At 65.3% G+C, this 13,355-nt stretch carries 13 protein-coding genes, 1 pseudogene and 1 riboswitch; of the genes and pseudogenes, 10 read left to right on the top strand and 4 right to left on the bottom strand.

Features of this window, described 5'->3' with window-relative positions:
* Positions 1-5: 5 nt before the first annotated feature.
* Complete coding sequence (locus BUQ73_RS09045) at positions 6-590, top strand: LysE family translocator (protein ID WP_079227530.1); 585 nt, start codon at positions 6-8, stop codon at positions 588-590.
* Positions 591-652: 62 nt separating this feature from the next.
* On the opposite strand, the gene BUQ73_RS09040 is transcribed toward BUQ73_RS09045, so the two are convergent.
* A complete protein-coding gene (locus BUQ73_RS09040) occupies positions 653-1,852 on the bottom strand; it encodes a sugar transporter (RefSeq protein WP_079227529.1) in 1,200 nt (399 codons plus the stop codon).
* A 224-nt stretch (positions 1,853-2,076) separates the two neighbouring features.
* Here BUQ73_RS09040 and BUQ73_RS09035 point away from each other — a divergent pair.
* Positions 2,077-2,667 (top strand): annotated as a pseudogene (locus BUQ73_RS09035) (hypothetical protein); the annotation flags it as partial.
* A 174-nt stretch (positions 2,668-2,841) separates the two neighbouring features.
* Here the strand turns inward: BUQ73_RS09035 and calA are convergent.
* Entirely contained in the window at positions 2,842-3,894 is a 1,053-nt protein-coding gene (gene calA / locus BUQ73_RS09030) for a vanillin reductase (RefSeq protein ID WP_079227528.1), read from the bottom strand.
* A 180-nt stretch (positions 3,895-4,074) separates the two neighbouring features.
* On the opposite strand from calA, the gene BUQ73_RS09025 reads away from it, so the two are divergent.
* On the top strand, positions 4,075-4,980 hold the full coding sequence (locus BUQ73_RS09025) for an AraC family transcriptional regulator (RefSeq protein ID WP_079227527.1): 906 nt from the start codon (positions 4,075-4,077) through the stop codon (positions 4,978-4,980).
* Positions 4,981-4,990: 10 nt separating this feature from the next.
* Here BUQ73_RS09025 and BUQ73_RS09020 read toward each other — a convergent pair whose 3' ends face one another.
* Positions 4,991-5,587, bottom strand: coding sequence for a TetR/AcrR family transcriptional regulator (locus BUQ73_RS09020; RefSeq protein WP_079227526.1), 597 nt, complete (start codon positions 5,585-5,587; stop codon positions 4,991-4,993).
* A 93-nt stretch (positions 5,588-5,680) separates the two neighbouring features.
* Here BUQ73_RS09020 and BUQ73_RS09015 point away from each other — a divergent pair, with 93 nt between their 5' ends.
* The 4 genes from BUQ73_RS09015 to BUQ73_RS09000 all read left to right on the top strand — a co-directional run bounded on the left by BUQ73_RS09015 (position 5,681) and on the right by BUQ73_RS09000 (position 10,330).
* Positions 5,681-6,292, top strand: a complete 612-nt coding sequence (locus BUQ73_RS09015) for an NAD(P)H-dependent oxidoreductase (RefSeq protein ID WP_079227525.1) — start codon at positions 5,681-5,683, stop codon at positions 6,290-6,292.
* 39 nt (positions 6,293-6,331) lie between these two features.
* Complete coding sequence (locus tag BUQ73_RS09010) at positions 6,332-6,838, top strand: sigma-70 family RNA polymerase sigma factor (protein ID WP_079227524.1); 507 nt, start codon at positions 6,332-6,334, stop codon at positions 6,836-6,838.
* Between the two features lie 44 nt (positions 6,839-6,882).
* Positions 6,883-7,809, top strand: coding sequence for a FecR family protein (locus BUQ73_RS09005; protein ID WP_237772780.1), 927 nt, complete (start codon positions 6,883-6,885; stop codon positions 7,807-7,809).
* Between the two features lie 85 nt (positions 7,810-7,894).
* Entirely contained in the window at positions 7,895-10,330 is a 2,436-nt protein-coding gene (locus tag BUQ73_RS09000; RefSeq protein ID WP_079227522.1) for a TonB-dependent siderophore receptor, read from the top strand.
* A 6-nt stretch (positions 10,331-10,336) separates the two neighbouring features.
* On the opposite strand, the gene thpR is transcribed toward BUQ73_RS09000, so the two are convergent.
* Complete coding sequence (thpR, locus tag BUQ73_RS08995; protein WP_079227521.1) at positions 10,337-10,882, bottom strand: RNA 2',3'-cyclic phosphodiesterase; 546 nt, start codon at positions 10,880-10,882, stop codon at positions 10,337-10,339.
* 157 nt (positions 10,883-11,039) lie between these two features.
* Between thpR and lpxO the strand changes: the two genes are divergently transcribed.
* The 3 genes from lpxO to BUQ73_RS08980 all read left to right on the top strand — a co-directional run bounded on the left by lpxO (position 11,040) and on the right by BUQ73_RS08980 (position 13,025).
* A complete protein-coding gene (gene lpxO, locus BUQ73_RS08990) occupies positions 11,040-11,939 on the top strand; it encodes a lipid A hydroxylase LpxO (RefSeq protein WP_079227520.1) in 900 nt (299 codons plus the stop codon).
* Between the two features lie 93 nt (positions 11,940-12,032).
* The gene (locus BUQ73_RS08985) at positions 12,033-12,377 is read left to right on the top strand and encodes a carboxymuconolactone decarboxylase family protein (protein ID WP_027919898.1); all 345 of its coding nucleotides are present in this window, start codon (positions 12,033-12,035) and stop codon (positions 12,375-12,377) included.
* A gap of 78 nt (positions 12,378-12,455) precedes the next feature.
* The gene (locus BUQ73_RS08980) at positions 12,456-13,025 is read left to right on the top strand and encodes a GNAT family N-acetyltransferase (RefSeq protein WP_079227519.1); all 570 of its coding nucleotides are present in this window, start codon (positions 12,456-12,458) and stop codon (positions 13,023-13,025) included.
* A 34-nt stretch (positions 13,026-13,059) separates the two neighbouring features.
* Positions 13,060-13,266, top strand: a riboswitch (cobalamin riboswitch).
* Positions 13,267-13,355: the final 89 nt, after the last annotated feature.

Genomic DNA, 13,355 nt, shown 5'->3' with positions numbered 1-13,355 from the left:
TTACCATGTCGCAATCGTTGTTGCCCTTCATCCTCTTCGCTCTGGTGGCCAGCATCAGCCCGGGGCCGACCAACCTGCTGATTCTTGCCCACGGCGCCCGTGAAGGCATGCGCGCCAGCCTGGTACCGATACTCGCGGCCTGCGGGGCGGCTGCGGCGGTCGTGCTGCTGGTGGGGTTGGGCCTGGGCGAATTACTGATTCGCCACCCACTGGCTCAGCAAGCGATGAGCTGGGCTGGCGTGATCTGGCTGAGCTGGCTGGCCTTGCGCATGTTGCGCAGCGCAGGTGAACCGCTGGATACGTCGGCAGGCAGACCTTTCGGGCCATTGAGCGCGGCATCGCTGCAGGTGGTGAACCCGAAGGTGTGGATGATGGCCGTGGCAGTGATCGGGGTGTTTGCGGCGCCGTCATTGCCGGTGTGGCAATTGGCATTGGTGTTCCTGCTGATCGCACTGCCGTGCATGGCGGCGTGGGCGGTGCTGGGCGTAGGCAGTGCGCGCTGGTTGCAGGCGCCGGGGCGGTTGCTGTGGTTCAACCGGGGGTTGGCCGGGCTGCTGCTGGTGTCGGCCTGGGCTGCGGTGTTGAGCTGATCCTTGAAGTTTCCTTTACTGGCCTCTTCGCGGGTTCACCCGCGAAGAGGCCAGTAAAGGTATCAGTGGCTCAACGCCTCGCGGAATCGCCGGGTACTGGCCACCGCCAGCAGCAAACCAGCCACCGCCACGCTGCCACCGACCATGCCGATGTCGGCCACACCCATCTGGCTGCTGACGATACTGCCCAGCAACGCCCCGCCACCGATGCCGATGTTGTAGATACCGGAGAACAGCGCCATGGCCACATCGGTGGCATCAGACGCCAACTTGAGTGTCCTGGACTGCAGCGACAGGCTGAAACTGAGAATCGCCACGCCCCAGAACATGCTCAACACCGCGAACACATAGAAATTGCCGGACAGCGGCAGCAGCAACAGCAAGCAAGCCGCCAGCACGCCGATCGAGCCCACCAGGAAGCCATGCGGGAAGCGATCGCTGTAACGGCTGAACAGCACCGAGCCGAACACGCCAGCGCCACCGAACAACAACAGCAACACCGTGGTGCGCTCGCCACCGATCTGCGCCACGTGCAGGGCAAAGGGCTCGATGTAGCTGTAGGCGGTGAATTGCGCGGTGATCACCAAGGTCACCAGCAGGTAGGTAATCACCAGCGCCGGGCGTTTGAACAGGATCGGCAAGCTACGCAGCGAGCCGGAGTTCTGGCTAGGCAGCAGCGGCAGCGACTTCATCAGGCACAGCATGGTCACCAGCGCTACACCGGCAATGCTGAGGAAGGTGATGCGCCAGCCCAGCGCTTCGCCCACCACGCGCCCCAGTGGAATGCCCAGCACCATCGCCAGGGTCGTGCCCGTCGCCAGCAACCCCAGCGCCTTGGCCTGTTGGCCCGGCGGCGCCACACGCACGGCCAGCGACGCGGTGATGGCCCAGAACACTGCATGGGCCAGGGCGATGCCGATGCGGCTAACCAGCAGCATGGCAAAGCTCTGCGACAACCACGACAGCAGGTGGCTGAGGATGAACACCAGGAACACGAACAGCAGCAGGCGCCGGCGCTCGACGTTGCGGGTGACCAGCATCATCGGCAGAGAAGCCAGCGCCACTACCCAGGCATAGATGGTCAGCATCAGGCCGACCTGCGCGGTGGTCATGTCGAAGCTGCTGCCGATATCACTGAGCAGCGCCACCGGAACAAACTCGGTGGTGTTGAAGATGAACGCCGCCAGGGCCAGGGCGATCACGCTCAGCCAGCTGCCGCCACCCGCGGTTGGGGGCAGGTTGGTCGGGATAGGTCCGTTCATGGGTAGGAATCTGTTCTCCGCAGGCATGGCGAAAGGACGCGCGTCAGGGGCCAAGTATCGGCCGCGCTGAGGCACGGGTTTGTTATTGGATGGATTGCCCGCATGGTACGCGTCACGCCGGGGCCTCACAACCATGGCGGCATTGCGGGTACCATGCGCGCTACATGTGAATGGCAAAGCGGAACAAGGAGCACGGTCCGCCCATGGACAAGCAGTCCCCCGAACAATGCCTCAGCAGCGTGCTGCTGCTGGACGACGGCAGCCTGCTGGCGCGCTTCGGCATGCCCGGCGAAAAAGGCCAGGTGCTGCGTATTGACCGCCACGGGGTGGTTCCCGTCATCGGCCTTACGCACTTCGGCCGCTGCCCGCAGCGCCGTTACTTCGCCCTGGCCAACGCCGATGGCGTGCGCATCACCGATGGCTGGGACGGCCCGCAGATGACCCGGCTGGCCTGGCCGACCGGGCTGGAAAACCTGCCCAGGGGTTACCCGTTCGAACCTTTCGACCTGCCGCCGACGCCGACCACGCTGGTACCGTTCCCTGATGGGCAACGGGTGTTGCTGGTCAGCGCCGAGGGCATCTTCCTGCTCGCCAGCGGGGGCGCCACACGCCTGTTGCCACGCCAGGTGCAGATTGCCGAGGCACTGGCAACGGGCATCGACCCGGACGATATCGACTTGCGGCTGTCGATGGCGCAAGGCGCCGTCTCGCCCGATGGCCGGCTGATCATGGTTGGCGAGCAAAACAGCCCTCACCTGGTACTGAACGAACAGCTTGAGGTGATCGGCGAGATCGCCACGGGCAGCGAACAGCCACTGATGGTCGATGGCTGCCAGCTCCATGACAGCTGCATGCTGGGCAAGGCCTACGCGTGCTTGCGGGCGTATGCCGAGGATGACGAAGTACGGCAGGCGCTGTTCTGGAAGGACTGGCAAAGCGCACTGGCGTGCTAGGGCCTGTACCGGCGCGAGTGCCGGTACAGGCCGCGGTCAGCCCTGCAGGGTCGCCATGTCGATCACGAAGCGGTACTTCACATCGCCGGCGATCATGCGCTCATAGGCCTGGTTGATGTTGCGGATGTCGAGCATCTCGATATCGCAACGGATGTCATGCGCGGCACAGAAATCCAGCACTTCCTGGGTTTCGGCGATACCGCCAATCAACGAGCCGGCCAGCACCCGACGCTTGAGCACCAGGTTGGCCGCATGCACGGCCGGGTCGATCGGCTCGATCAGGCCAACCAGGATGTGCACGCCATCGAACTTCAGGGTTTCCAGGTACGGGTTGAGGTCGTGCTGCACCGGGATGGTGTCGAGCAGGAAGTCGAAACGGCCGGCGGCGGCACGCATCTGCTCGGCATCGGTGGACACGATCACGTGGTCGGCGCCCTGGCGGCGGGCTTCTTCGGCCTTGGCCGGGGAGCGGGTGAACAGGGTCACTTCGGCGCCCAGCGCCTTGGCCAGCTTGATGCCCATGTGGCCCAGGCCACCCATGCCGAGGATGCCGACCTTATGGCCGGGGCCGACGCCATGGTGCTTGAGCGGCGAGTAGGTGGTGATGCCCGCGCAGAGGATCGGTGCCGCGCTGGGCAGGTCCATGCCGGCCGGGATGCGTACCACGAAGTGCTCGCTGACGACGATGCTGCTGGAATAGCCACCCATGGTGTTGCTGCCGTCGACCCGGTCCGGGGTGGCGTAGGTCATGGTCGGGCCTTCCAGGCAGTATTGCTCCAGGTCCTTGGCGCAGGCTTCGCAGTGGCGGCAGGAGTCGACCATGCAGCCGACACCGACCAGGTCGCCAACCTTGTGCGATGTGACCTTGTCACCCACCGCCGTAACGCGGCCGATGATCTCGTGGCCAGGCATCAGCGGGTACACAGCGATACCCCACTCGTTGCGCGCCTGGTGGATGTCGGAGTGGCACACGCCGCAATAGAGGATCTCGATGGCGACATCGTCCGCGCGCGGTGCACGGCGCTCGAAAGTCATGGGGGCCAAGGGGCTGGTCGGGGTTTGGGCGGCGTAGCCGATGGCGGTGTACATGCAGGACCTCACAGGGAAGTGAAACGATTCAGGCCGCGCATTCTGCTCGCCGGCGCCCTCCCCGCCCACGGCTGATTCTCCGGTATCCATGCCTGATCCTCCGAACCTGCCAATGGCCATCTGGCGCTGGCCTGCCAATCTGCGATGATGAGACTGTCTGATTCTCTGCCCTGGTTCATCATGCAACTGACCCGCCACGTCGACGCCAACGCCCCCCTGTGTTCGCTGATCCGCAGCCTGGCCACCCGCCCGGGCTTCGTGCCCACGCACCTGCCCCAGGTGCAGGTACTTAGCTGGGATCACTACGTGGCCAGCAGCCCGCAGATCTACGAGCCGAGCCTGATGATCCTGGCCCAGGGCAGCAAACTGGCGCGCCTGGGGCCGCGCACCCTGGAGTACGGTGCCGGGCACTACCTGGTGCAGGCGCTGTCGGTGCCGTTCATGTGCGAGACCTTTGCCACCCCCGACGAGCCGCTGCTGGGCGTGGCGGTGGACATCGACCGCGGTGTGCTGGGCGAGCTGGTGCAGAGCATGGACCTGGCACCCGACCCGGCGGTACAGGCGCAGACGCCACAGTCGATGACCTCGGCGGCGCTCGATGCGCCGATGCGTGATTGCGTGGAACGCCTGCTGCACTGCCTGCAGGACCCGCTGGACGCCAAGGTGCTGGGCCCGGCGCGCATTCGCGAAGTGCTGTATACCGCACTGCGCGGCCCGCAGGCGGGGGTGTTGCGGGCGCTGGTCGAGCAGCAAGGGCACTTCGCCCGGATCGGTGCCGCGCTCATGCACTTGCGCGCGCATTACACCGAGCCGCTGAGTGTCGAGGCACTGGCCGCTTGCGCCAACATGAGCGTTTCGACCTTCCACGAGCACTTCAAACGCTGCACAGACATGGCGCCGATGCAGTACCTCAAGCGCTTGCGCCTGCTCAAGGCGCAGCAGATGCTGATCGGCGAAGGGCTGGGTGTGGCGCAGACGGCGCACCGGGTGGGGTACCAGAGCACCTCGCAGTTCAGCCGCGAGTACAAGCGCCAGTTTGCCCGCAGCCCTGGGGATGAACTGCCCTACCAGAGCCTGCCGGTCTGACCTGCCCGGATCATTGCCGCTCGACCATGGCAACGATCGCAGCCTCCAGTTCTACCTTGGCCTGCACCGCCTCCAACTCCCCTGCCGCAGCCGCTTGCGACAGCGCCTCGGCCGCGCCCACCAGCAGGCGCATGCCCGCGGCGCCAATCGCTCCACTGGGCGCAAAATCGCCCAACGCCGCACGGCACTTGTCGAGAAACGGTTGCTCGTACACGCGCTTCACTGCTTCCAGTTCCGGCGACCCGGCCAGAGCGGCCGACACCCCGGGCATCTCGCGCCCCTGGCTCATCACGCAGTCCACATAGGCAGCCGCAATCACCCCGGCACGCCCTGACAAGGTCGCCTCACAGCCGTCCAGCGCCCGGGCGAGCATCACCGACTGGCGCGCATCGTAATCCTGGTACAACGCCGCCAACAGCCCGGTACGGGTCTCAAAATGGTCATACACCACTGGCTTGGTAACCCCAGCCTGCTCGGCCAGGCGGCCGAGGCTCAGGGCTTCGGTGCCTTCCTCGCGCACCAGCTGCCAGGCCACATCGAGCAACTGACGCCGCCGCTCTTCGCGGGACAGACGCTTGCGTGGCTGGGCCTTGTCTTCGCTTGACATTGTTTACCTACCAAAAGTAACTTACCAATCGTAACTTACCTTGAGTATATAGCGCTCAAGGCAGCAGCGCACCTTCACACTGGAGAGAACACCATGCAAGCCTTGATCGTCATTGGCCACCACGACCCTGACTCCCTCACCCATGCCCTCGCCCGGCAGATTGCCGAAGGCCTGGCCAGCGCCGGCCACGGCAGCGAAATCGCCGACCTGGCCGGCGAAGGTTTCGACCCGCGTTTTGGCCTGGCTGACCACGCCGTGCACCGTCGCCTGGGCGCACCACCGGCCGACGTGCTGCTGGAACAGGCCCGCATCGACCGCGCCGATGCCCTGGTGCTGGTCTACCCGATCTACTGGTGGTCGCTGCCGGCCCTGCTCAAAGGCTGGGTCGAGCGGGTGTTCAGCAATGGCTGGGCATTCGACTACCAGGACGGCATCACGATCAAGAAGCTGCGTGGCCTGAAAGTGCACCTGGTCGGCGTGGCGGGCGCCGATGCCGGCACGTTCCAGCGCCATGGCTACGGTGAGGCGATGCGCGTGCAGATCGAGCACGGCATCTTCGACTACTGCGGCGCCGAGGTGCTCAGTTCGACCCGGCTGGAAGACAGCGAAGGCGCGGACGCCGCGCTGCTGCTCCCCGCCGCCCGGAAACTGGGCGAGCACCTGTTCAGCGCCGTCCCATTGCGAGGCATGCAACGACCCGGCTAATATTGAGAACGATTCACACTCACACTTGGATATCTGCCGTTGGACAGCACGTCGACCCGCAAGCTGGGCTTTTTCTTCAGCGACCATCACCGCTGGCTGCTCCAACATATCCACAAGCGTCTACGCAATCGCGCCGATGCCGAGGACACTGCCTCCGAAGCGTTCTGCCAGATGCTCGGCGCCCGTGTCGACCCCGACAGCATCGAGCAACCACGCGCCTACCTCTCGACCATCGCGCGGCGGCTGATCTTCGACCGTCACCGCCGCCGCCAACTGGAACAGGCCTACCTGGAGCGCCTGGCGCAGCTACCCGAGCCAGTGGCCCCCAGCGCTGAAGAGCAGTTGTTGCTGATCGAGGCGTTGGTGGCCATCGACCAGGTGCTGGACGGCCTCCCCGCCATCGTCAAAGCAGCCTTCCTCTACAGCCAGCTCGATGGCATGAGCTATGTCGATATCGCTGCCCGCCTGCAGATCAGCGAGCGCACCGTCAGCCGCTACATGAAGCAGGCCCTGCGCCAGTGCTACCTGTGCGAGGTGCAGCCGTGAGCAGCCGCCCGCTCGACGCAATCAGCGAACAGGCCATCGACTGGATGGTGGCGCTCAACGCCGGCACGCCCGACGACGCCTTGCTGCAGCGCCTGGCCCACTGGCTGCAACAGGACCCCGCCCACCAGCAGGCCTGGGAGCGCCTGCAGGCCCGCCTGGGGCGGCCGATCGCCACCTTGCGCGCCCTGGAACAGCGCGCCCCAGGCCAGGCCGCCGAGGCACGCCAGGTGCTGCTGCAACCCACCCATTCGCGCCGCGAAGTGCTAGCAGCGCTGACCGGTGTCGGCCTGTTCGGTGCTGCCCTGTGGGGCGGCTGGCGCAGCAACAGCACGCAGAACTGGCTGGCCGACCTGCACACCGGCAGTGGCGAGCGCCGCAGTTTCACCCTCGCCGACGGCAGCCGCCTGAGCCTCAACAGCGCCAGCGCCGTCGACCTGCACTTCGACGCCACCCAGCGCCTGCTGACCCTGCGCCGCGGCGAACTGCTGATCCAGGTCGCCGCCGACCCCCAGCGGCCGTTGCGCGTGCGCACCGCTCAGGGCCAGGTCCAGGCCTTGGGCACACGTTTCCTGGTCAGCCAGGAGGCTAGCGCCACGCGCGTCGTGGTGCTGGAACATAGCGTGCGCGCCAGCCTGCCCGACGGCCGCTGGCGCAACCTGCAGCAAGGCCAGGCGGCATTACTGCGCAGTCACGCCATCGAACCCCTGAGCGACGACCAACAGCACCGCGCCGCCTGGCTCGATGGCCGCCTGGAAGTGCTCGACGAACCGCTGCAGGGGGTGATCGACGCCCTGAGCCCCTACCAGCGCGGCTATGTGCGGGTCGCACCTGCGGTGCGCAACCTGCGGGTACAAGGCGTGTTCCCCCTCGACCAGCCACAGCAAGCGCTGCTGGCCCTGGCCGAGAGCTTGCCGATCAGCGTCGAACACTATGGCCCATGGCTGACCTTGATCGGCCCTGCGCAAAAATAATCATGAAAATCATTATCAGGCGTGTCCTGTTTTCAATTCTCGTTGCACCTATCTCCTGACAAGCCAATACAACCGGGAGAAATCCGTGCACAACCTCTGGCCCCGCGCCCTGCCCCTGGTCGCCGCCCTGACCAGTTTCAACGCCCTCGCCCAGGCGCAGACCCTGTCGTTCAACCTGCCGCCTGCGAGCCTGGCGGCCACCCTCAACCGCATCGCCAGCCAGAGCGGCACCATCATCGCCCTGGAGCCGGCCCTGGTGCGTGGCAAGCAAGCGCCGGCCGTGGTCGGCGAGATGAGCGCCGAACAGGCCATGCAAGCGGCCCTGGCCGGCAGTGGCCTGCAATTGCGGGTGACCAGCAGCGGCCATTTCAGCGTGGCCCCGGCCAGCCAGAGCGGTGATGCACTGGAGCTGGGGAGCACCAGCATCACCGACGACTACCTCGATGCCACCAGCGAAGGCAGCGGCTCGTATGCTGCCCGCGCGGTCACCTTGGGCAAAGGCACCCACAGCCTCAAGGAAATCCCCCAGTCGATCACGGTGATTACCCGCAAGCAGCTCGATGACCAAGGCATCACCGACCTGCAGGACGCACTCAACCACACCACCGGCATCGTCGGCGCCCAAGGCATCGGCCCCGGCGTGGTGGTGACCTCGCGTGGCTTCCAGATCGACGACTGGCAATACGACGGCGTGCCGATCCCGCGCAACAACTATTCGCTGGGCAACTGGGCGACCCAGGACCTGGTGTTCTTCGACCGCGTTGAAGTGCTGCGCGGCGCATCAGGCCTGCTGCAAGGTACTGGAAGCCCTGGTGGTGCGATCAACCTGGTACGCAAGCGCGGCCAGGCCACGCCGACCGTTACCGTCACCGGCAAGGCCGGCAGCTGGGACCACTATGGCCTGCAACTGGACGCCGGCGGCCCACTGACCGCCGACGGTCGCGTGCGCGGCCGGATGGTCGCCGACGAAGACCAGAGTGACAGTTTCATCGATTACCAGTGGAGCAAGTCGCACTCGCTGTACGGTGCGTTGGACATCGACCTGAACGATGCCACCACCGTGGGTGCCGGCATCAGCTACAACCGCCAGCAGTCGCGGCCGATGCTGCGCGGTATCCCCCGCCATGCGGACGGCAAGCCGGTCGACCTGCCACGCTCGACCTTCACCGGCGCGCGCTGGAGCCGCGCCGAGACCGACGTGACGACCTACTACCTGGACCTCGAGCACCGTTTCAACGACGCGTGGGCATTCAAGGCCGCCGCTGTGCGCATGGACGAAACCAACACCTCCACGCACCAGCGCGTGCAGTCCACCGGCCAGGGCGTGAACGCGGATGGCAGCGGTATTACCTACGCCGACTGGATCACCGACTTCCACAACACCAAGCTCGGCCTGGATATGAACCTGGTCGGTCATTTCGACACCGGCCCCCTGGCCCATGAGATCACCCTCGGTGGCAACTACTCCAAGCTGACTTCGGACGACGCCTACTGGCGCAACTTCGCCGCCTCCGACGACAGCCTCTTCGGCATCGACCACGACCGCCCGGAGCCCAGCCGCGACAGCCTGTTCGACGGCAAACTCCCGCGCGCCAACAAAGCCAGCTACGACATTCGGCAGAAAGGCCTGTATGGCGTATGGCGGGTCAAACCGACAGACGACCTGACCCTGATCGTCGGCTCACGGGTCAGCTGGTTCGACTACAGCTGGGACTCGATCGACTTCGACAGCCGCACCGACCCCGGCACCCGCTACCCCACCAGCCGCATGACAGAAAGCGGCGAAGTCACGCCCTACGCCGGTTTCGTCTATGACCTCACCCGCGAATGGGCGTGGTACGCCAGCTACACCGACGTGTTCGTGCCGCAGACCGAACGCGCGGTCAACAACGTGCCGCTCAAACCGGTGATCGGCAGCAATTACGAAACAGGCCTCAAGGGCGAACTGCTCGACGGCCGGGTCAACGCCTCCCTGGCGATATTCCGCTACGACCAGGAAAACCGTGCCGTCACCGACGTGGCCTCGGGCTTTGCCTGCGACGACTGGTACTGCTCCACGGCAGCGGGCAAGGTGCGCAGCCAAGGCATCGAAGCCGAAATCAGCGGCGAAGTGCTGAGCGGGCTGCAGCTGTTTGCCGGCTACACCTACAACACCACCAAGTTCCTCGACGACCCGGACGAACAAGGCCGCGTGTTCAGCCAGTGGACGCCCAAGCACATGTTGCGCGCCTGGGCCGACTACACCCTGCCGCTGGACGACCAGCGCTGGAGCACAGGCCTGGGCTTCACCACCCAGAGCCATACCCTGGGCTACGAGCGCACCTATACCGTGCCCGGCTATACCGTGTGGAGTGCGCGCCTGGCCTACCAGTTGACCCCGGAGGTGAGCCTGGCGGTCAACGGCAACAACCTGTTCGACAAAAAGTACTGGGTGGCGGGGTTCAACCAGCTGAACGGCAGCAACAACTATGGCGAGCCACGCAACTTCATGTTCACGGTCAAGTACACGCCGGAGTTCTGACCCCTCTCACACCGTCAATGGCCACTGCGCCAGTGGCCAGTACCGGCCCTTGCGCGACTCGTAGAGCGCGAAGTGCCGGGCCGTCACGAAGAAGTCAGGCGCCACTGTGGCTTCAGGCGTCTGCCCGCGAAAATCCCGTGACAGGGTCAGGTGCGGGCGGCACTCGCGGGCTTGCGCCTCGAAGCCCATCGGCAGCAAGGCCTGTTGCAGGGCGTAGACCAGCTGCCGCAGCGCGGCGGGTGTCTCTTGCGCTTCCAGCACCAGGGCACTGGCCCGCGGCCAGGTTTTCAGCCGGTCGAGCAACAGCCGCAAAGGCGCGTCTGGCCGCGTCAGGTTGTCCACTGCGGCGCAGACCGCCGGCACCTGGGCCGCGTCCACATCACCCAGAAACAGCAAGGTCAGGTGGAAGTTTTCGCTGGGCACCGGCTTGCCGCTGCGCAGGTCCAGGCCGCGCCGCCACTGGCTGATCGCACGGCGCTGAGCATCGCTGACAGGCAAGGCGAAGAACAACCTTTTGAAGGGGGTGCCACTCGGGCGAATGTCCTGAACCATGTGAACTCCATCACGTGAAACGTTTGCGCACACTTACGCGCCTTACACCAATGTCGACCCGCATTAACGTAACAATAAGTACAAACTGCCCCCATGATTGTTTATGCTGGCGAGCTTATGCCATGGCGCATGGCCATTTTTCGACAAGTAACCGTCCATGAAAATTGCACTCGTACTGATCTTCGTCCTCTCGATCGCCTATGTTCACCTGCGCGGTCGGGTACGCCACAAGCTGACCCGTCAGCTGGGCGACCACTCCAGCTTCCTGGCCCCGGTCAACAGCTTCCTGTACCTGTTCTCCAAGCACCCGGCCAAGCCTTACCTGCCGGTGGACGCCTTCCCGGAGCTGCAGCCGCTCAAGGACAACTGGCAGGAGATCCGTGCCGAAGCCCAGCAGCTGCTGCACGTGGGCGAGATCAAGAAGTCCGACAATTATGACGACGTCGGTTTCAATTCGTTCTTCAAGACCGGCTGGAAGCGTTTCTACCTGAAATGGTACGGCGAAAGCCACCCGTCGGCGATGACCCTGTGCCCGCGCACCACCGAGCTGCTGCAAGGCATCGGCACGGTCAAGGCGGCGATGTTCGCCACCCTGCCACCGGGGGCCAAGCTGGTCCGTCACCGTGACCCGTATGCCGGCTCGTACCGCTTCCACCTGGGCCTGGACACGCCGAACGATGACGGTTGCTACATCGATGTGGACGGCGAGAAATACTCCTGGCGCGATGGCGAGGGCGTGGTCTTCGACGAGACCTACATCCACTACGCAGCCAACACCACCGAGCACAACCGCATCATCCTGTTCTGCGACATCGAGCGCCCGTTGAAATACCGCTGGGCCACCGCGTTCAACCGCTGGTTCAGCCGCAACGTCATGGCCGCCGCAGCAGCGCCCAACGACGCGGGCGACAAGACCGGCGGCATCAACCGCCTGTTCACGCGCATCTACAAGATCCGCGAGCGTGGCAAGGCGCTGAAGAAGCGCAACCGCATGCGCTACTACCTGGAAAAGTGGCTGGTGGTCGCCGCCCTGGTACTGGTGTTCGTCTACATCTGATGCCCTTCGCGCAACCTGTCGCCGGCAACCGGCGACAGGCGCAAATTCGACTAGCCTGAAAGCTCCTCCCGCAACCTTGCCAAGGTGAAGACGATGAGCATGATGGACTGGGACGCCTACCGTAAGCAGTTGATGGCCGGCATCGGCGATCTCAAGCAATTGTCCCCCGACACCGTCGCCGGCTACATGACCGCCAGCGGTGCGGGTGCCAAGACCAACCACCTGGACGCCAAGACCCGCGAACTGATCTCCCTGGCCGTGGCCGTCACAACCCGTTGCGACGGCTGCATCGCCGTGCACTCGCAACAAGCCGTCAAGCACGGCGCCACCCGCGAGGAAATCGCCGAGGCCCTGGGTGTGGCCGTGGCGATGAATGCCGGGGCCGCGCTGGTCTACTCGGCGCGCGCCATGGACGCGGTGGGCAAGGCCAACGGCTGAAGCCAAACGGCGTCGCCGCCCTTGCGCGACGGCGCCGCGCCACCCAGACTTGGCGGCCTAGCCATTGCAGGAACCGCCATGATCCACATCCGCCCCATGACGCCCGACGACTTCGAGCGTTTCTGGCCGACCTTCCAAGGCATCGTCCAGGCCCGTGAGACCTACGCCTTCGACCCCGCACTGACCATCGAGCAGGCACGCCAGCTGTGGCTGCAACTGCCGCTGCGCACACTGGTGGCCGAAGAGGATGGCGAACTGCTCGGCTCCTACTACCTCAAGGCCAATGCCGCAGGCCCTGGCGCGCATGTCGGCAACTGCGGCTACATGGTCTGCGAGGGCGCCCGTGGCCGTGGCGTGGCCCGGCTGATGTGCGAGCACTCGCAGAAGCTGGCGCGCCAGGAGGGCTTCCTGGCGTTGCAGTTCAATTCGGTGGTGGCGAGCAACGAAGTGGCTGTGGCGCTGTGGACCAAGCTGGGCTTCGAGACCGTTGGCCGCCTGCCCAAAGCTTATCGCCATGCCCGCCTGGGGCTGGTCGACTGCCTGGTGATGTACAAGTGGCTGGCCGATGAGCCTGTGGTGGAGAAGCCAGCACTGCTGATCGGGCGCAAGAACATCGAGGCAAGGGTGTCGCGCCGCCGCGGGCGCTAGCACGCGCATTTGACGTGCTGGCCATTCGATGGTCAGATGCGCGCCAGTTTCAGGTGTCCTGCGCCGCCGAGCGCAGGGTGAAACGGGAAGCCGGTGCGTCGTGGTCCACGACAAGTCCGGCGCTGCCCCCGCAACGGTAAGCGAGCGATGCCTTCGACACACCACTGTGCGCCAGCATGGGAAGGTGAAGGCCTCACGACCCTCGCAAGCCCGGAGACCGGCCTGAAGCGCCACTTGGCAACCCGCGGTGGGCGGGCGCAGGCCGGTATCCGCGTGCGCACCTGCATGCGTGGTGTGCCTTTGCGTGTTTTCCACCGGGATCCATTCATT

The sequence above is a fragment of the Pseudomonas putida genome (genome assembly GCF_002025705.1).
Lineage (GTDB): Bacteria > Pseudomonadota > Gammaproteobacteria > Pseudomonadales > Pseudomonadaceae > Aquipseudomonas > Aquipseudomonas putida_J.
Note: the sequence above shows the minus strand (reverse complement) of the source record. Positions and strands in the feature narration are given on the sequence as shown.

Coding starts and splice junctions, on each gene's coding strand:
- BUQ73_RS09045 (WP_079227530.1), top strand. CDS start 6: ATGTCGCAATCGTTGTTGCCCTTCATCCTCTTCGCTCTGGTGGCCAGC.
- BUQ73_RS09040 (WP_079227529.1), bottom strand. CDS start 1,852: ATGAACGGACCTATCCCGACCAACCTGCCCCCAACCGCGGGTGGCGGC.
- calA (WP_079227528.1), bottom strand. CDS start 3,894: ATGTACACCGCCATCGGCTACGCCGCCCAAACCCCGACCAGCCCCTTG.
- BUQ73_RS09025 (WP_079227527.1), top strand. CDS start 4,075: ATGCAACTGACCCGCCACGTCGACGCCAACGCCCCCCTGTGTTCGCTG.
- BUQ73_RS09020 (WP_079227526.1), bottom strand. CDS start 5,587: ATGTCAAGCGAAGACAAGGCCCAGCCACGCAAGCGTCTGTCCCGCGAA.
- BUQ73_RS09015 (WP_079227525.1), top strand. CDS start 5,681: ATGCAAGCCTTGATCGTCATTGGCCACCACGACCCTGACTCCCTCACC.
- BUQ73_RS09005 (WP_237772780.1), top strand. CDS start 6,883: ATGGTGGCGCTCAACGCCGGCACGCCCGACGACGCCTTGCTGCAGCGC.
- thpR (WP_079227521.1), bottom strand. CDS start 10,882: ATGGTTCAGGACATTCGCCCGAGTGGCACCCCCTTCAAAAGGTTGTTC.
- lpxO (WP_079227520.1), top strand. CDS start 11,040: ATGAAAATTGCACTCGTACTGATCTTCGTCCTCTCGATCGCCTATGTT.
- BUQ73_RS08985 (WP_027919898.1), top strand. CDS start 12,033: ATGAGCATGATGGACTGGGACGCCTACCGTAAGCAGTTGATGGCCGGC.
- BUQ73_RS08980 (WP_079227519.1), top strand. CDS start 12,456: ATGATCCACATCCGCCCCATGACGCCCGACGACTTCGAGCGTTTCTGG.